The organism is Antarctobacter sp. (assembly GCF_965277915.1).
Lineage (GTDB): Bacteria > Pseudomonadota > Alphaproteobacteria > Rhodobacterales > Rhodobacteraceae > Antarctobacter.
This window is the reverse complement of record NZ_OZ255849.1, coordinates 2,191,655-2,206,719: the sequence shown is the minus strand read 5'-3', so window position 1 is coordinate 2,206,719 and position 15,065 is coordinate 2,191,655. Positions and strand designations below refer to the sequence as shown.

General features: G+C 65.4%; 13 protein-coding genes. 5 read left to right on the top strand and 8 right to left on the bottom strand.

What is annotated here, in order from left to right:
* Nucleotides 1–17 precede the first annotated feature (17 nt).
* The 8 genes from ACQY5B_RS11575 to ACQY5B_RS11540 all read right to left on the bottom strand — a co-directional run bounded on the left by ACQY5B_RS11575 (nt 18) and on the right by ACQY5B_RS11540 (nt 7,730).
* Nucleotides 18–986, bottom strand: coding sequence for an alpha/beta fold hydrolase (locus ACQY5B_RS11575; protein WP_420325164.1), 969 nt, complete (start codon nt 984–986; stop codon nt 18–20).
* A 29-nt stretch (nt 987–1,015) separates the two neighbouring features.
* A complete protein-coding gene (locus ACQY5B_RS11570; RefSeq protein ID WP_420325165.1) occupies nt 1,016–1,951 on the bottom strand; it encodes a homoserine O-succinyltransferase in 936 nt (311 codons plus the stop codon).
* A 407-nt stretch (nt 1,952–2,358) separates the two neighbouring features.
* On the bottom strand, nt 2,359–3,219 hold the full coding sequence (locus ACQY5B_RS11565) for an ATPase (RefSeq protein ID WP_420328659.1): 861 nt from the start codon (nt 3,217–3,219) through the stop codon (nt 2,359–2,361).
* A gap of 58 nt (nt 3,220–3,277) precedes the next feature.
* The gene (locus ACQY5B_RS11560; protein WP_420325166.1) at nt 3,278–4,183 is read right to left on the bottom strand and encodes a DMT family transporter; all 906 of its coding nucleotides are present in this window, start codon (nt 4,181–4,183) and stop codon (nt 3,278–3,280) included.
* A gap of 121 nt (nt 4,184–4,304) precedes the next feature.
* Entirely contained in the window at nt 4,305–5,474 is a 1,170-nt protein-coding gene (locus ACQY5B_RS11555; protein WP_420325167.1) for an OmpP1/FadL family transporter, read from the bottom strand.
* Nucleotides 5,475–5,640: 166 nt separating this feature from the next.
* Entirely contained in the window at nt 5,641–6,504 is an 864-nt protein-coding gene (locus ACQY5B_RS11550; RefSeq protein WP_420325168.1) for a DMT family transporter, read from the bottom strand.
* Between the two features lie 107 nt (nt 6,505–6,611).
* Nucleotides 6,612–7,334, bottom strand: coding sequence for a hypothetical protein (locus ACQY5B_RS11545; RefSeq protein ID WP_420325169.1), 723 nt, complete (start codon nt 7,332–7,334; stop codon nt 6,612–6,614).
* 81 nt (nt 7,335–7,415) lie between these two features.
* Complete coding sequence (locus tag ACQY5B_RS11540) at nt 7,416–7,730, bottom strand: DUF1476 domain-containing protein (RefSeq protein WP_420325170.1); 315 nt, start codon at nt 7,728–7,730, stop codon at nt 7,416–7,418.
* Between the two features lie 181 nt (nt 7,731–7,911).
* Here ACQY5B_RS11540 and purC point away from each other — a divergent pair, with 181 nt between their 5' ends.
* From purC to ACQY5B_RS11515, 5 genes are all read left to right on the top strand, one after another.
* A complete protein-coding gene (gene purC / locus ACQY5B_RS11535) occupies nt 7,912–8,673 on the top strand; it encodes a phosphoribosylaminoimidazolesuccinocarboxamide synthase (RefSeq protein WP_305970269.1) in 762 nt (253 codons plus the stop codon).
* Nucleotides 8,673–9,008 (top strand): hypothetical protein, encoded by a 336-nt coding sequence (locus ACQY5B_RS11530; RefSeq protein WP_420325171.1) that lies wholly within the window; start codon nt 8,673–8,675, stop codon nt 9,006–9,008. The genes purC and ACQY5B_RS11530 overlap by 1 nt, the downstream gene beginning before the upstream one ends.
* A gap of 278 nt (nt 9,009–9,286) precedes the next feature.
* Nucleotides 9,287–9,937, top strand: a complete 651-nt coding sequence (locus ACQY5B_RS11525) for a trypsin-like serine peptidase (protein WP_421917660.1) — start codon at nt 9,287–9,289, stop codon at nt 9,935–9,937.
* A gap of 90 nt (nt 9,938–10,027) precedes the next feature.
* Nucleotides 10,028–12,247, top strand: coding sequence for a trypsin-like serine peptidase (locus tag ACQY5B_RS11520; RefSeq protein WP_420325173.1), 2,220 nt, complete (start codon nt 10,028–10,030; stop codon nt 12,245–12,247).
* A 77-nt stretch (nt 12,248–12,324) separates the two neighbouring features.
* Nucleotides 12,325–14,910 carry a trypsin-like peptidase domain-containing protein gene (locus ACQY5B_RS11515; protein ID WP_420325174.1) on the top strand — a complete coding sequence of 862 codons (2,586 nt, stop codon included), beginning with the start codon at nt 12,325–12,327 and terminating at the stop codon, nt 14,908–14,910.
* Nucleotides 14,911–15,065 lie beyond the last annotated feature (155 nt).

The window sequence follows — 15,065 nt, the reverse complement described above, 5'->3', positions numbered from 1 at the left end:
CCGGGCGGGGGCGGGGATCAGCGCAGGCCCGCCCGTTCTGCGGCCCGTCGGATCGCCTCGACCACGGCGCCGGGGCGGGCGTGCTGGGGCATGTGGCCGACGCCATCCAGAGGGGTGACGCGGGCGTTGGGCAAGAGCTTGTCGGCGGCAACGCTGTGGATTTCATAGCCCACGGTCGTATCGGCGGTGCCATGCAGCAGTTCGACGGGAATCGTCATCTGCGGGTAGCGTTTCGACATTTCGACGAGCGCGGGGCGCAGGGCGGCGACCTGCCGGCCATTGGCGCGGATCGTCTCGCGCCGCAGGCTGAGGCCGGGGCCGATGTGGTCGAGGTAACCCTCGGGCACGTCCTGGGGCGCGAAGATGCCCGCCACCGCCTGCCGGGCGCGGTCGCTGCCGTAGTAGGCGGTCACGAATTGCGGCACGACGGCGCCGCCGAGTGGATTGCCCAGCACCTGGTACTGGCTGTCGAGCGACCCCGGCCAGGGCATGATCGCGCCGCCGAGGCTGACAACGGCGGCAGCGTCCTGGTCCAGCCCCCAGGCCATCGCCACCGCGCCGCCAAAGGAATGGCCGACCACCACGGGCCGCCGGATCCCCAGCTTTTCCGCTGCCGCCGCCAGCGCGGCAGCCTGGTCCTGCGGGGTTTCCGCGCGGGCGTTGAAGGCGCCCTGAAAGCGCGCCTCGCGCGTGGTGTAGCCCAGTCCCGGACGATCAAAGGCGGTCACGCGATAGTCGCGCGCCAGCCGGTCGACCAGTTGAAAGGTGAAGTCGCGCAGGTTGCCGCTGGCCCCGTGCAGCAGAACAACGTCGGGGCCGCTGCCCTTCTGGACGTAATGGACGCGGAGGCCATCGACCTCGACGAACTGGCCCACGGGGGGCCAGCGTGTCTCTGCCTCGCGTTCCATGCGGTCGGCGCGGATCTGCGTGACGGCGCAACCGCCCAGCAGCGAAAGAAGAAGAACAGCACCCAGAATACGCAACACCTTTTACTCCGTGTCGAACCGGGCCCCTGTCAGGCGTCGACGGGGGCCTTTCCGATCAAGGATAGTTCGAACGGCGTCGACTGGTAGATCTGGTTGATCCAGTTTCCGTAAAGAAGATGCGCATGGCTGCGCCAGCGGTTCTGCGGCGGTTTCGACGGGTCGTCGTCCGGATAATAGTTGGCGGGCACGTTGATCGGGTTTCCCGCCGCGACATCGCGATCGTATTCTTCCTTCAGCGTGCCGCTGTCGTATTCCAGGTGGTTGAAGATATAGAGCGCCCGGTGGCAGGAATCCTCGACCAGGCAGGGGCCGGTTTCCTCGGAGTCGATCAGGATCGGCAGACCGGCGGCGGACACTTCTTCGCGGTGGATTTCCGTCCAGCGCGACACGGGGATCACCATGTCGTCGGAGAACCCGCGCAGGTAGGGCGAGGCCGGTTCCAGGTTGCGGTGCCGCACGGCGCCAAAGGCCTTGGCCTCCAGCATGTGTTTCTTGACGCCGTGAAAATGGTTGATCATCGCCATCCCGCCCCAGCAGACGCCGAAGGTGGAATGCACATGGGTCTGGGTCCAGTCGAAGACCTGGCGCAACTCGTCCCAGTAGGTGACCTCGTCGAAGGGCAGATGTTCGATCGGGGCGCCGGTGATGATCAGCCCGTCGAACTTCTCGCCGGAGGCCGCAACCTCGGCGAAGGGCCGATAGAAGGTCTCCATGTGCTCGGCGGCGGTGTTCTTGGTCTGGTGCTCCGACATGCGGATCAGGCTGAATTCGATCTGCAGCGGCGTGGCCCCGATCAGGCGGGCAAACTGGTTTTCCGTCTGGATCTTCTTGGGCATCAGGTTCAGCAGACCGATGCGCAGCGGGCGGATGTCCTGCCGGGCTGCCTGTTCCTCGGTCATGACCATGACACCTTCACGCGTGAGCACGTCGAAGGCGGGCAGGTCGGAGGGCAGCTTGATGGGCATCGGTCGGGTCCTTTCACGGCGCGGAGGCCTAGATAGGGGATCGGCTGTCATGGGGCAAGCGGGAGAAACGGGCCGCCCGCACGGATCCGGGCCAAATGGCCGGGGCGGAGCCGGGGCAGCGGTGAAAACCGGGGATGAGGCGGGGGTACGGGAACCGTCAGGGCGGCCTTGTGCCGGAGACATGCGTCCCTGCCCGGATTGCCGGTCCGCCTCCGCGGGCACCGGCGCGCCGATGGGGCCGGGCCCCGGTTTGTCCGCCGGTCTTTCCGAATGTGAACCAGGATGTTCGCATATGCGCCCGACACTATGTGTCGGGATCATGCCGAGCAACATTCCCCGGCGTTTCCGGCAGAGATATTGCCGGGGGCGTCCAATTCTTGTGCAGCGACCGGTTCAGGTGCCGCGCATCAGCTCCGTGGCAGAGCGGCGGCGATCAGTTCAATGAAATCGGCCTGGTCGCGCACCTGCGCCATATCCGTGGCCTCGACCGTCACGCCCCAGTTCTCGGCCATCGCCTCGTACAGCGGCTGGCGGTGGGCCAGGGCCTGGGCATAGGTCCAGCGGATGAAGGTGTCGGGGTCGACCTGCTGTTCGGTCAGGTCGAATTCATCCAGGTAGCGGGCCCAGGCGTCCTCGAGGAAGGCGGGCTGGTAGGCCATCGGCTTGGGCGCGCGGTCGAACCGGCGGATCAGTTCCTCGGTATGGGCCTCGCTGCCCTTGATCCAGACCATCAGGGCCTGCTGGCTGAGCGCGGTCAGGATCTCGTCCTCGGGGTCCGCGGGGTCGACCCATTCGCAGATGCTGCCGCCGGTGTCGCAGATGAAATGCGGGTAGCCGTAGAGATCCTCGGCCCGCCAGATGAAATACTCGGTGTCCAGCAGGGCCTGGCGTTCGGCGCGTTCGAATTGCGACTGGCGCAGGCGGTAGGTGTCCATCGTCAGGCCGCCAAGCTCGGGGTTGCCGGGCTTGCCGAGGTAGGTCGAGACAGGCGTGAGGTTGTCGAAGGAGATATTGGAGCCGATGTAGATCGAATCCGTCAGCAGCAGCTTGCGGAGGAAAGGCACCTGCATGGCGTGACGCTTGGCATTGTCGGCGATGTATTCGCCCATGTAGCGGGTGCCGATGCGGTAATCGATGGAATAGTGGAACCAGCCGCCTTCCTCGCGCAGCAGGTTCGACACATGGGTCTTGCCAAGGCCCGACATGGCATAAAGCACAACGCGTTTGCGGGGCGCATCGCGCCAGGCCTGGGCAGTGGGGTAGAGCATCGTGGATCGCATCCCGTTTCGTCGGTTTGGGATGGATTACGCGGGCCATGCGCCCGCGTCAAACCCTGACCGCCGTCCGGAACAGCCGTCCGTCCAGAACGCACAGGCCAAGGGCAAGCAGCGCCAGCCCCGCGTAGGCGCCCGGGTGCAGGTCCTCGGCGCGCACCAGTGCGCCAAGCGCGATGGCCGTGGGCGGGATCAGCAGCGTGACCAGCATCAGGTTGCCCGCGCCCGCCATCGCCAGCACGCGGTAATACAGCAGGTAGGCCAGCGCGGTGGCGATCAGCGCATAGTAGAGGATGCCGACCCAGGTGGCCGGGGACAGCGCGAGGCTGGGCATCCCTTCGGTCATCAGGGTCAGCGGTGCCATGACCAGCGTCGAGGAGGTCAGCATTCCGGCGGCGGCGGCCAGCGGTGCCAGCCCGCGCAGGTGGATGCGCGCCCAGGCCCCCGCACAGGCGTAGGAGAACGTCCCGGCGATCACGGCCAGTTGCGCGGTCGAGGTCAGGTCGAGGCTCAGCAGCGCCGCCGGACCGATCGCGGTCACGACCCCGGCAAAACCCAGCGTGACACCCAGTGCCTTGCGCGGGGTCAGCCGCTCGTCTGCAAAGACCGCCGCGGCCACCAGCACCCCGAAGATTGCCGTCGTCGCGTTGAGGATCGAGGTCAGGCCGGAAGGAATGTGCAATTGCCCCCAGGCCATCAGGGTGAAGGGGATCACGTTGTTGAGCACGCCCATGACCAGCAGAGCGCGCCATGTCCGCCAGCCGCGCGGCAGGGCGATCCCGCGCCAGAGGATCACCGGCCAGAGCACGAGCGCCGCGATGCCGGTGCGAAAGAGGACGGAGGCCAGCGGCCCGATCTCGTCCAGCGCGGTGCGGATGGCCAGAAAGGAGCCGCCCCAGATCAGGCCCAGCAGGATCAGTTCGGCCCAGGCGCGGGGGGATAGCGAGGTCTGTGTCATGTCACCGGATTAGTCGCGAACGGCCCGCCGCGCGATCCGGAACCTGCGCATTGGACAGCGCCAGACGAAAAAACCGGGGCCGCTGGCAGCCCCGGGTCACTCCGTTCGGTGCGGTGCGGGATCAGAAGTTGACCGCGATTTTCATGCCGACGCCGATGGCGTGGTTGTCGTCAAAGGAGGTCGCGGGCGAGAAGGGGCCGACCTCGGTTTCCGCGTCGCCGATGCGGACATAGCGCACGCCGCCGGAAATCTCGTACTTGCCCTGGGTATAGGCGGCGCCGAGTCCGATGCTCCAGTTGCCGTTGGTCGGTCCGAGGTTGGAGGCGAAATTGCTGTTCGCGGGCTCATAGCCGACCGAGACGGAGCCGGCCCAGTTCTCGTTGAAGCGGCGGCCGACGCCGAGGTTGTAGGTGATCGTGTCATCCTCGTAGGCGACAAGAGCAACGCCCGGGCCGCCGGCCAGGGTGCCGGTCAGGGCGTCGTAATCGGTGGGACGGATTTCGAACTCGCTCCAGTCGACCCAGCGGACCGAACCGAAGAGCAGCGTGTCCTGGGCGATGCCGGTCTGGAATTCCAGGTTCACCGATTGCGGCGTCTTGATCCCGGTGGTCGAACTGTTGGCGAGGCCGATGGCCGAGCTTTCGACCGTCGGCAGATCATGCTGGATTCCCGAGTTGTAGGTCAGCGCGACGCGCAGGGCGATGTCGGGGCGTTCGTAGGCGGCCCCCAGCAGGTAGCCCCAACCGCCGTCACGGTCGGTATCCGCGCTATAGGGCGTGCCGGCCAGCGGCCCGGCGGGCAGCGTGATGTAGGGAATGAAGGCTTCGGCGGTGAGGCGCTGGTAGCGGACGCCGCCATGCACGCTGAAGTTCTCGTTGAACTTGTACCGCGCGACGGCTGTCAGCCCTTCGGATTGCAGCTTGGCGCTGGCGCTGGAAGCGAAGTAGCCGGTGCCGGTGTCGTATTCCACGTCGGCGCCGAAGGGTTGTTCAAAGATTAGGGCGACCGACAACTTGTCGTTGTAGTCGTGTTTCAGCGCGGCGCCGAATTGCAGGTAGCTGTTCGTCATGTCGCCGGACTTGCTGCCCGCCGTCGAGCCGCCCAGTGAGGCGGGAAAGGTGACGAGCTGCGTGCCGGACACGTCCGGCGAAACCGAGCCGAAGCTGAATTCGGCATAGGTGCCTTCTTCGAAGATCACGCCGATCGATTGGCCCGAACGGTCGATGCCACCGGCCTGCGCCGCCAGCGGTGCCAGCGCAAGCGCGCCCACCCCTATAAGTCGTTTTTTCATTTTGTCCCTCTATCCCCGAGTGTGGGAAGTCTCCTGTGGATAGGCTATTGAGGGGGTAAGGAAACGGTCAATCTGTGACGATACGTCATCACCCGTGTCCGCAACGCAACGTCACGAAATTGTAACACCTCGAATCCGGGCGCCATTGTCCGCTAAACGGTCCTGTTTAGCGTGTTTTGCGCGTTTCGAACCAGATGTTGCCGTAGTTGGCGCCGAAAATGACCAGCGCGCCCAGCAGGACCAGGGGGTCCAGCGCCTCGGCGTAGATCAGCATGCCGACCAGCGCGATCACCGGCAGCCGGGCAAAGTCGATGGGCATGACAACCGTTGCCGGCGCCAGCGAAAGCGCCGTGGTCAGGCAGAAGTGGGCCACCAGTCCGGCAATGGCGATCAGCACCACCCAGTGCAGGCTGCTGGCGGCGGGCACGGCGATGTCGCCGTCGATCCCTGCACAGACAAGGCCGAAGGCCGCCTGCATGACGGTCAACCAGAAGAGGATGCAGGTGATCCGCTCGGTCCGGGTCAGGAGGCGGGTAAAGACCGCCGATCCGGCAAAGCCGACGGCGGCCAGCGCGGCGGTCAGCTGGCCGATATGGGCGGTCTCGGGAGAGGGGCGGGTGACGATGAGAATGCCGATGAAGCCGAGGATCGCCGCACCCACACGGTTCGGGGTCAGCCGCTCGCCCAGGATCAGCGCGCTCAGCAGCATGACCCAGAAGGGCGAGGTGAACTCGATCGCGAAGACCTGCGCCAGGGGGATCGCGGTGATCGAGAAGAACCAGAGGTTCTGGCCGGAAAAGTGAAAGACGTTGCGCAACAGGTGGGTGCGCATGTTCCGCGTCGTGATGTGGGACAGGGTGCCCGCCATCCCGGCCACGGCCAGCACGATCAGGATGCCGATGAGCGAACGGTAGAGCATGATCTCGAAGGTATCGAGATCGAGGCTGACCGCGCGCCCTGCGATGGCCATGACAGTGAAAGAGGCGATGGCCCCTGTCATCCAGAGGCAGCCGCGCAACGTGTCGTGCATGTGGGAGGTCCCGTTCCGTATCTGCCGCGCATCTGTGCAGAGCGGCGCGGAAATGTCCAGCCGACAGCAGGCGAGGCATCCGGAGACCCGGCGCCGGAAACGGAAAGTCACATGCGGATCGCGCCGCTGAGCCGGTGCGGGGCAATCGCGCGATAGCGGTCGACGAGGGTCATGTGGTGGCGGGTCAGGGCCCCCACCTGCTGATCCTCGCGCGAGCAGGCCGTTCGGATCATCGTCATGCGTGGACGGGGGGCGGCGTTGTCGATCAGGCAGGTCGTCAGGACAATTGCCCGGCGGTGGACCTTGTCCAGCGGTCCGACCCATGCCCGCCCTTCCACATGGCTCCAGTCCGGGGCGTGCCGCAGCAGAGCAAATCCGGTGCCTTGCGCCAGAATGGCCTGCGCCTCGGGAACGGTGAGCGCAGCAAGGTCCGAGTCGTCGCAGGCCGCGTTGCGGGCCAGGTCCGCATAGCGGGCTTGGTCATGCCGGGCGACATCAATGGCATCGGATTCAAAGCTGACATGGACCTCTGCGCTCAGCGAGGCGGATCCATGTCGCAAGAGGCCCTTTTCATTGCGGGGAAAGTCCCCGGACAGATGGTAGAGGTATTCGCCGCAGGGTTCGACCTCCCATAGCAGCTGTTCGTAGGTGGTCTCGCTGGGCATGTCAGGGGCGATATCGACCCAAACCGGCAGGTCAAGCTCTGCCACGGTTCCGACCGGGCGGATCTGCACATAGGGATGGGCGGCCAGGTTTTCCTCGTGGTTGCGCTCGGCCATGACATGAGGCGAGGCAAAACGCGGGCGGAACAGGTTGAACAGGCGTTTCACTGTTGGGCTCCGGTGACGGGGAAACGGCACAAAAAAAAGCCGGCCAGGGCGGCCGGCTTTTCGCTCGTACGAGAGGCGCCTTCAGGCCTCTTTCATGACCTGGTCCTTGGCCATGACCAGCAGGGCTGCGCGCTTGTTGCGGATCTCGTCTGCCGTGGCCTTGTCGCCCAGATCGGCCGCGACCTTGCGCACCACGTCCTCGTGGCCGGTTTCTTCGAAGTCAGCCTTGATGACCTCGACCGCATAGGCGTCGGCGTCGGGGCCGGCCTTGCCCAGCAGTTCGGCAGCCCACAGGCCCAGAAGCTTGTTGGCGCGCGCCTCGGCCTTGAACTTCATCTCTTCGTCGTGGGCGTACTTGTTCTCGAACGCATTTTCGCGATCGTCGAAGGTGGTCATGAGCAGGGCTCCCTCGGCAACATGGCTTTCCCTTCGGATATGCCGCTCCGGGGCGCGCGGTGCAAGAGGTAGAAGCGCCGCAGGCCGCGCGTGGCTTGCAGCATTCCGGCCCCTGATATAAGGAAAACGCCACCGCGCCCGGATTCTCCATGCGCGGTCTATCCGTTTGGAAAGGGCCCCGATGGCACGGCGCAAGAAAATCTACGAAGGCAAGGCGAAGATCCTGTATGAAGGCCCCGAACCGGGCACCATCGTGCAATACTTCAAGGATGACGCCACTGCTTTCAACGCCGAGAAGAAGGACGTGATCGAAGGCAAGGGGGTGCTGAACAACCGGCTGTCCGAGTTCTTCATGACCGGGCTGAACGGTATCGGCGTCCCGACCCATTTCCTCAAGCGGCTGAACATGCGCGAACAACTTGTCCGTGCCTGCGAGATCGTGCCGCTGGAAATCATCGTGCGCAACTTTGCCGCCGGGTCGATGTCCAAGCGTCTTGGCATCGAAGAGGGCACGGCGCTGCCGCGTCCGATCGTCGAATACTGCTACAAGGACGACAAGCTGGGCGATCCGCTGGTGACAGAGGAGCATATCGCGGCGTTCGGCTGGGCCAGCCAGCAGGACATGGACGATATCGTGGCCCTGGCGCTGCGGGTGAACGACTATCTGTCGGGCCTGATGTACGGCGTCGGCATTCGGCTGGTGGACTTCAAGATCGAGGTCGGCCGGGTCTACGATGGCGATTACCAGCGCCTGATCGTGGCGGATGAGATCTCGCCCGACAGTTGCCGTCTGTGGGACATCGAGACCGGCCAGAAGCTGGACAAGGACGTGTTCCGGCAGGATCTGGGCAACCTTGCGGACGCCTACACTGAGGTGGCCCGCCGCCTGGGGGTCATGCCGAAATCCGCAACCCACATGGCGAAGCCCAAGCTCATCAATTGATGTTCGGCCTGTTCCGCAAGCGAAAGGCCCCTCACCGGGCGCGCAACGACGCGCTGAGGGCGGAGCTTGCGGAACGAGGCGACAACGGCACCGTTGCGCGGCGCGTGGTGCATCGCACGACGCCCAGCCCGGCAGGGGATATCAACGCCACCGTTGTCCAGGATTTCCTGGCCATGAAGGGATTCGAGCTCTGCGGCACAGAGGGCGGAGGCTTGGCCTTTGCCGAGGAATGCGCCGTGGCGGGCGAAGATTTCGACGCGCATACAGCCGAGCTTGAAAAGGCTCTCGGCGAATGGCGCTGGCGGTACGAGGGCTGGAACTGCACGGAGGAGTGAACGGGGCCTTGACGGCCGAGGTGTGACGTCACACCATTTTCTTGTCAGTGTGTTACGGATCAATGATGTTCAGAACGGTTGCTTGTGTCTTCGCCGTAGCGATCTTGATCCTTGGTCCGATGGTGCCCGCATCGCAGGCGCAGCCGTTCGATGGCGACCCATTGGCGTTTGGCCGGGTTCTCCAGCCGGTTCCTGTGAGGTCTGTCCGGGTTGGCGCCGCGGGTACGCGGAACATCAATACGGCGCTGTCGATCTTTGCCGAGACATCCCCGATGCGCATGGCCGCCCGGTCCGTCGGGCGGCTGGACGTGCTTTATTCCAGCCAAGGCAACAAGGTGCGCCACTGTACCGCCGTCGTGCTGGATGAGGATCTTGTCCTGACCTCCGACCTTTGCTTCCCCTCTGAGGGAGGTATCGTGATGGCGACGTTGGTGATGGGATTTGTCGATCGCGACAAGCCTTCGGCGGCACAGACCTTTACCGTCCATCACCTGCCGATCGAGATCGACCGTGACGCGGGCTATGCGCTCTTGCAGGTTCTTGGCGACCCGTCCCGGCGCTATGGTACCGCGCGGCTGGCAACGCGCGGGGTCCAGGACGCGCAGCCGTTATGGATGATCGGCCATCCATTGGCCGGCCAGATGCGGATCGCGCGCCGGGACTGTGCCGCGACAGACCCGGCCATGACCGAAGACGGCTGGCTGGGGCATGGCTGCGATAGCCTGCCGGGGGCTTCGGGTGCGCCGCTGTTCGACGTTTCGGGGCCACTGGCGGTGGCCGCGCTGCATCGGTGGGGTAACGGGCTGGCAGGCAATGCAATCGCGGTGCCCATCGACCGGATCATCGCGGCCAGCCCGAGGATCGCGCGGATCGCGCGGAAACAGGCCGAAACCTGCCATCCGGGGCCGGACGACGACTGCCTGCCTTAGCGCCGCGGCCCGGCGTCGGCAAAACCCGCCCTTGGTCTTTGTCCGGTGACGTCCTAGCGTGGGGGAAACTTCATTCGAGGCCAGGTCTCCATGATCCGATATTTCACGTTTGTTTTTGCCCTGTTCTGCGGTGCGCCCGTCGTGGCCCAACCGGTCGAGTTCGATCCGGCCGATTTCGGCAAGGTCATTCTGGCACCGAAACAATCCGCCGGAGGTGGTGGGCTGGCCTTTGAACAGGCCTTTGGCGCCTATCAGAACGAGCCGATCCTGACTTATGGCGAAAACAGCCTGCCGCGCCGTCTTGGCCGGCCCGTGGGGCGGTTGGATGTGCTGTATGACAACGGCAAGACCGGGGTCTGCACCGCCTTTATCGTCGATGCGCAACATATCCTGACCAACAACCACTGCATTTCCGGAGCCGGAGGAGCAGGGGTCGAAGCCGCGCAGTTCGTTGCCGGGTTCGTGGACGGGGGCCAGGCGCGTGGCGCGGAAAAGTTCCAGGTCTCGACCAAGCCGGTCGAAACCAGCGTTCCGCTGGACTATTCCGTGTTGCGGGTCTTTGGCGATCCCTCGGCGCGCTTCGGCAGGGCGGAACTGGCGTCAGAGGCGCCCGAGGATGCGGAACTGCTCTGGATCATCGGTCACCCGCAGGGGCAGGCGCAGCATATCAGCCGCGAGGGCTGTGCCGCCGACGATCCCGCCGTGTCGCCCGAGGGCAAGCTGGTGCACAGCTGTGACACGCTGGGCGGCAATTCAGGCTCGCCGGTCTTTCGGATCACCGATCGCAAGGTCGTGGCATTGCATCACGCGGGCGACAATCGGACGGGTTACAATTTCGCCATCCCGATGGCGCGCATCCTGGCCGAAAGCGCGGTGCTCAAGGCGGCGGCGCCGGTTCCGCAACTGCCGCAGGTGGATGCTCGCTGCGAGGCGATGCTGGAGGCCGCGCCGGATTATGGCTGCGCGGGCTACGAGACCTTCCTGGAGACCTGCGAGGCACATCCGCTGGCGGCGATGGTGTCGCGCCACGCGGAACGGGTCTGCGAGCTGGAGGCGGAAGAGGACGCCCGCCGTCTTGCCGCCGTGCCCGAGGAAAAGGCGCCCGACGCACCCGAGAAGCTGCCCGCCGGGGAGACCGCGCGGACCGATTCACTGCCGCCGACCAAACCCGATGTCCCGGCAGAGAACGTCGTCGATCTGGACGCGCTGTCGCGCGAGGCTCTGGAGGACTGGGCGCGGGAGACGGAGCGCGAGATCGAGGAGGTGCTTGACGATACGCGTTGGGCCCGGGCCGATGCGATCAACGCAAAAATCCTGACCGAAATCTTCGCCGAGGCGATGGACGGAAATCCCCTGGCCGCGCCTGCGCGTGAGGCTGTCGCGCCTCATGTAGCGAAGATCCTGGATATCCATGCCGAGGTCGAGGCCATTTATGGGGCGCGTGACCTGGAGGACAAGCGGATCCTGGCGCGGGTGCGCGGTGACCTTGCCATCATTCGCGAAGGTGCAGAGACCGCCGCGCGCGAGTCCGCAGCGGACTTGCTGGCGAGACTCCAACGCTACACGACAAAGAAAGACCGGCTGGTGCCGCTGGCGACCGACGTGAAAAAGCAACGCGAAGCGGCGATGAAAGCCTTGTCCGCCACCCTGATCGAACCCGATCCCGGCCCGCTGGCCGGGCTGCAGATCGTATTCTACGAGCGCAGCTACGATTTCACCGAGGACGCGTTAAGCAACTCGCAACGTCAGGATGTCACGGCGCACTTCATGCCCGCGCCGGATGGGCATGTGGCCTACCTGTGGTGCGAGGAGGGCAACAGCAAATGCCAGGGCTTCGTTCAACGCGACGGGTACAAGTTCGTGGCCGCCGACTATTCCGCCAGAGTCCTGGAACCGGGAAAGGGCTTGACCGGCGCGGACATCCTGAAAGACCGCGCCGCCTCGAAAGTTGAGATCACGGATGAGACGGGCGGTCCGTTCTATCCGATGCGCAACGGCAAGCGAATGACATGGACCGAAAACTGGGACTGGGACACGGATCCCGAACCGGAGGCCGTCTATCGCATGACCCTCGTGCAGCGGTGCTGCGAAGTCTATCGCACCGCACACTCGAGCCGGCGGCTGGTCTGGGAGATCGAATTCAATTTTGAAACCAGAAACCTGCAGGCAAGCTATTTCGATTGGTTCGATCCCGGTCTGGGCTGGGTTATTCGTTCCAAAGGCGAACAGGTCCGGACAGGATCGGACAAGGACGAACCCGGCAGATCGATCAACAAGACCCTGAGGGACGTGGTTTCCCGCCCGGACTAGGGCCAGAGATTCCGGACTTGGCGATAGGGGGCGACGCGGCGTAACCTGTCGCAACCCATTTGCCGATGAGGCCACAAATGCGCCATTCCGTCCTGAGTGTCCTTCTGACCGCCATGCTCGCCGCGCCGCTGGCCGCGCAGCCGGTGGAATTCGACCCCTCCGACTTTGGCAAGATCGTCGTGGCCAAGCGCCAGTCCGCGGGCACCGGGCTGGTTCTGGAACAGGCCTTTGGCGACTATCAGAACGAGCCGGTCATCTCATACGGCGAAAAGAGCATCGCGCGCCGCCTGGGCCGCCCGGTGGGGCGGCTGGACGTGCTCTACAAGAACGGCAAGACCGGCTATTGCACGGCCTTCATCGTCGACAGCCAGCACCTGGTGACCAACAATCACTGTATTCCGGGCATCGACGGCACGGGCGTGCAGGCGGCGCAGTTCGTCGTGGGCTATGTCGATGCCGCCAAGCCCGACCAGGCCGAGAAGTTCCAGGTGGGTCTGGAACCGCTGGAGACCAGCGCCGCGCTGGATTACTCGGTGCTGCGCGTTTTCGGCGACCCCTCGACACGTTACGGCACGGTCGAACTGGCCGATGCGGATCCTGATCCGTCGGAATTCCTCTGGATCATCGGTCACCCACAGGGGCAGGCCCAGCATATCAGCCGCGAGGGCTGTGCCGCCGGTGATCCCCCCGTCTCGACCGAGGGCAAGGTCGTGCATACCTGCGACACCCTGGGCGGCAACTCGGGCTCTCCGGTGTTCCGGATTTCCGACCGGCAGGTGGTGGCATTGCACCACGCCGGCGACAACCGCACCGGGTTCAACTTTGCCATCCCGATGGCGCGCATCCTCAAGGAAAGCGCGATCCTCAAGGCCGCCGCCCCGGTCCGTCCGCCGGAGCCGCCCAAGGGGCAGGACGCTTGCGAGATTCTCTGGACGGCGGCGGAACAGCATGGGTGCCTTGGCTACCAGACCTTCCTGGGCCAGTGCGCGGAACACCCGCTTGCGCCGTTGGCGCAGGGGTTGGCGGAACGGGCCTGCAAGCTGGCCGAGGAAACCGATCCGGACCCGGTCGACACGGACAAGGCCGACGCCCTGAAAGCACGTATCGACGAGGCCCTGCGTAGCGCCGAGGTGCAGCGGGCCGAGATTTCGCGCGAGGTCAGCGCCGCACAACGCGCGGTGCTGAGCCTGGAAGGCACGGTCAACCGCGCCCGTGCCCGCGCCGGGGATGCCGAAACCTCGGTCAACCCGGGCAGCGCCGAGGTGTCGGCGCTCTGGGACCGGATCACGCAGCGCTTGCGCTCCCCGCTCACCGAGGCGCAGGAGCGCGCCCGGGCGATGCCGACGCTGCTCAGTTCGTTCGACCGGGAAGTGGAGGTGCTGCGCGGCGCCACGACCGAGGCGGAGATCGAGTCGGCCTTGAAGCGCACCGCCACGCTGGCGGAGTCCAGCCGCGAGCGGCTTGCCTTTGTCTCGTCCCGCAAGAGCGAGGCCGAAACCCTGTTCAAGGACGGAGAACTGCGCGCCGTGGCGATGCTGAAGGACGCGGTGCAGGATCAACGTTCCGCTGCGTTGCGCCGCACGATCGACCGGGCGCTGATCAAGGCCAACGATGCCCGTCTGGCGATGAGCGTGGATCATGAAAAAGCCAAGGAACTGCTGGCCGTCTACGAGGCCCTGGTGGACCGGGCCAAGACGCAGGCCGCCACCGCCCGCCGGTCCGGTGGCCCCGGCGACGCCGAGGCGGCCGATGTCTGGGAAAGCCTTGGGCGCGGGCTGGCTGGCGAAACCCTGCGGGTGAAATCCCGCGTCGAAGGCATGGAGCGTTTTGGCCGTGCCATCGGAAGCGGGCTGGAGACCATCCGAAAGGCCGGAACCGAAACAGAGGTCCGCCAGGCGCTGGAGCGTGTCGAAAGCACGGCTGCGCTGGCGGATGACTGGCTTTCGGTGGTCGAGGCGCATCTCGCGGACGCCCGCGAACAATATGCCACGACCGAGGTCCGTGTTGCCGCGCTGCGGCTGGAGGCCGAAGAGACCGCCGCGCGCCCGCCCATCGTCATCCGCTGTCTCGAGGTTTCGATGCCCGTGTTCGCGGTCGAGGGAATTACCGGCGTGTCGCGCGCGGATTTCGATGCCGATGCGGCGGAACTGGCCTGCAGCGCGGCGCGCAAGGTCAGTGACGACCCGGCGGTGCACTACGGGTATGCCCGTGCCATGATCACCAAGAAACGCTATGACGAGGCTTTGCCGATCCTGCGGAACCCGCGCATGTCCGGTTTCATGCCCGCGCGCTATTCGCTGGGGGTGGCTTATAACAGCGGTCTTGGCGTGCGGAAGGATTATGACCGGGCGCTGGCCATCTACCGCGAGACCGCGTCGGCCGGACTGCCACAGGGCAAGTTCTCGCTCGGGGTCTACTACAGCCTCGGCCGTGCGGTGCGTGCCGATCACGTCCAGGCGGCGCGCTACCTGGTCGAGTCCATCGCCGATGGCTATGCCCATCCGATCACCCAGCTGCACAAGCTGCCCAATGCCACCACGCGCGAGATCCAGCGAGAGCTTGTGCGGCGCGGCTACCTGGGGGCAGGGCAGGTGGACGGCGCCTTTGGCCCGACCACGCGCGGCGCGCTGGAACGGCTTCAGCAGGCTTCCGGGCGCGGGTGATCACGCAGGCGTGAACGGGGCGGCAACAGCGGCGCGTTGCGTCGCTGTTTCGTCTTTTGAAACACAGTGATCGTTGCCCGAATCCACCGCACAACGGGCGCTGGCGCGACGTCAGGCAAGGAATTCTTTACTTGGCGGCAAGGCGGCGCTCAAAG

Bases quoted from the DNA above. Each gene is read 5' to 3' on its own strand.
- ACQY5B_RS11565 (WP_420328659.1), bottom strand. From the start codon at position 3,219: ATGCTCTACCCCACTGCCCAGGCCTGGCGCGATGCGCCCCGCAAACGC.
- ACQY5B_RS11555 (WP_420325167.1), bottom strand. From the start codon at position 5,474: ATGAAAAAACGACTTATAGGGGTGGGCGCGCTTGCGCTGGCACCGCTG.
- ACQY5B_RS11540 (WP_420325170.1), bottom strand. From the start codon at position 7,730: ATGACCACCTTCGACGATCGCGAAAATGCGTTCGAGAACAAGTACGCC.
- purC (WP_305970269.1), top strand. From the start codon at position 7,912: ATGGCACGGCGCAAGAAAATCTACGAAGGCAAGGCGAAGATCCTGTAT.
- ACQY5B_RS11560 (WP_420325166.1), bottom strand. From the start codon at position 4,183: ATGACACAGACCTCGCTATCCCCCCGCGCCTGGGCCGAACTGATCCTG.
- ACQY5B_RS11525 (WP_421917660.1), top strand. From the start codon at position 9,287: ATGGCCGCCCGGTCCGTCGGGCGGCTGGACGTGCTTTATTCCAGCCAA.
- ACQY5B_RS11515 (WP_420325174.1), top strand. From the start codon at position 12,325: ATGCGCCATTCCGTCCTGAGTGTCCTTCTGACCGCCATGCTCGCCGCG.
- ACQY5B_RS11550 (WP_420325168.1), bottom strand. From the start codon at position 6,504: ATGCACGACACGTTGCGCGGCTGCCTCTGGATGACAGGGGCCATCGCC.
- ACQY5B_RS11570 (WP_420325165.1), bottom strand. From the start codon at position 1,951: ATGCCCATCAAGCTGCCCTCCGACCTGCCCGCCTTCGACGTGCTCACG.
- ACQY5B_RS11530 (WP_420325171.1), top strand. From the start codon at position 8,673: ATGTTCGGCCTGTTCCGCAAGCGAAAGGCCCCTCACCGGGCGCGCAAC.
- ACQY5B_RS11520 (WP_420325173.1), top strand. From the start codon at position 10,028: ATGATCCGATATTTCACGTTTGTTTTTGCCCTGTTCTGCGGTGCGCCC.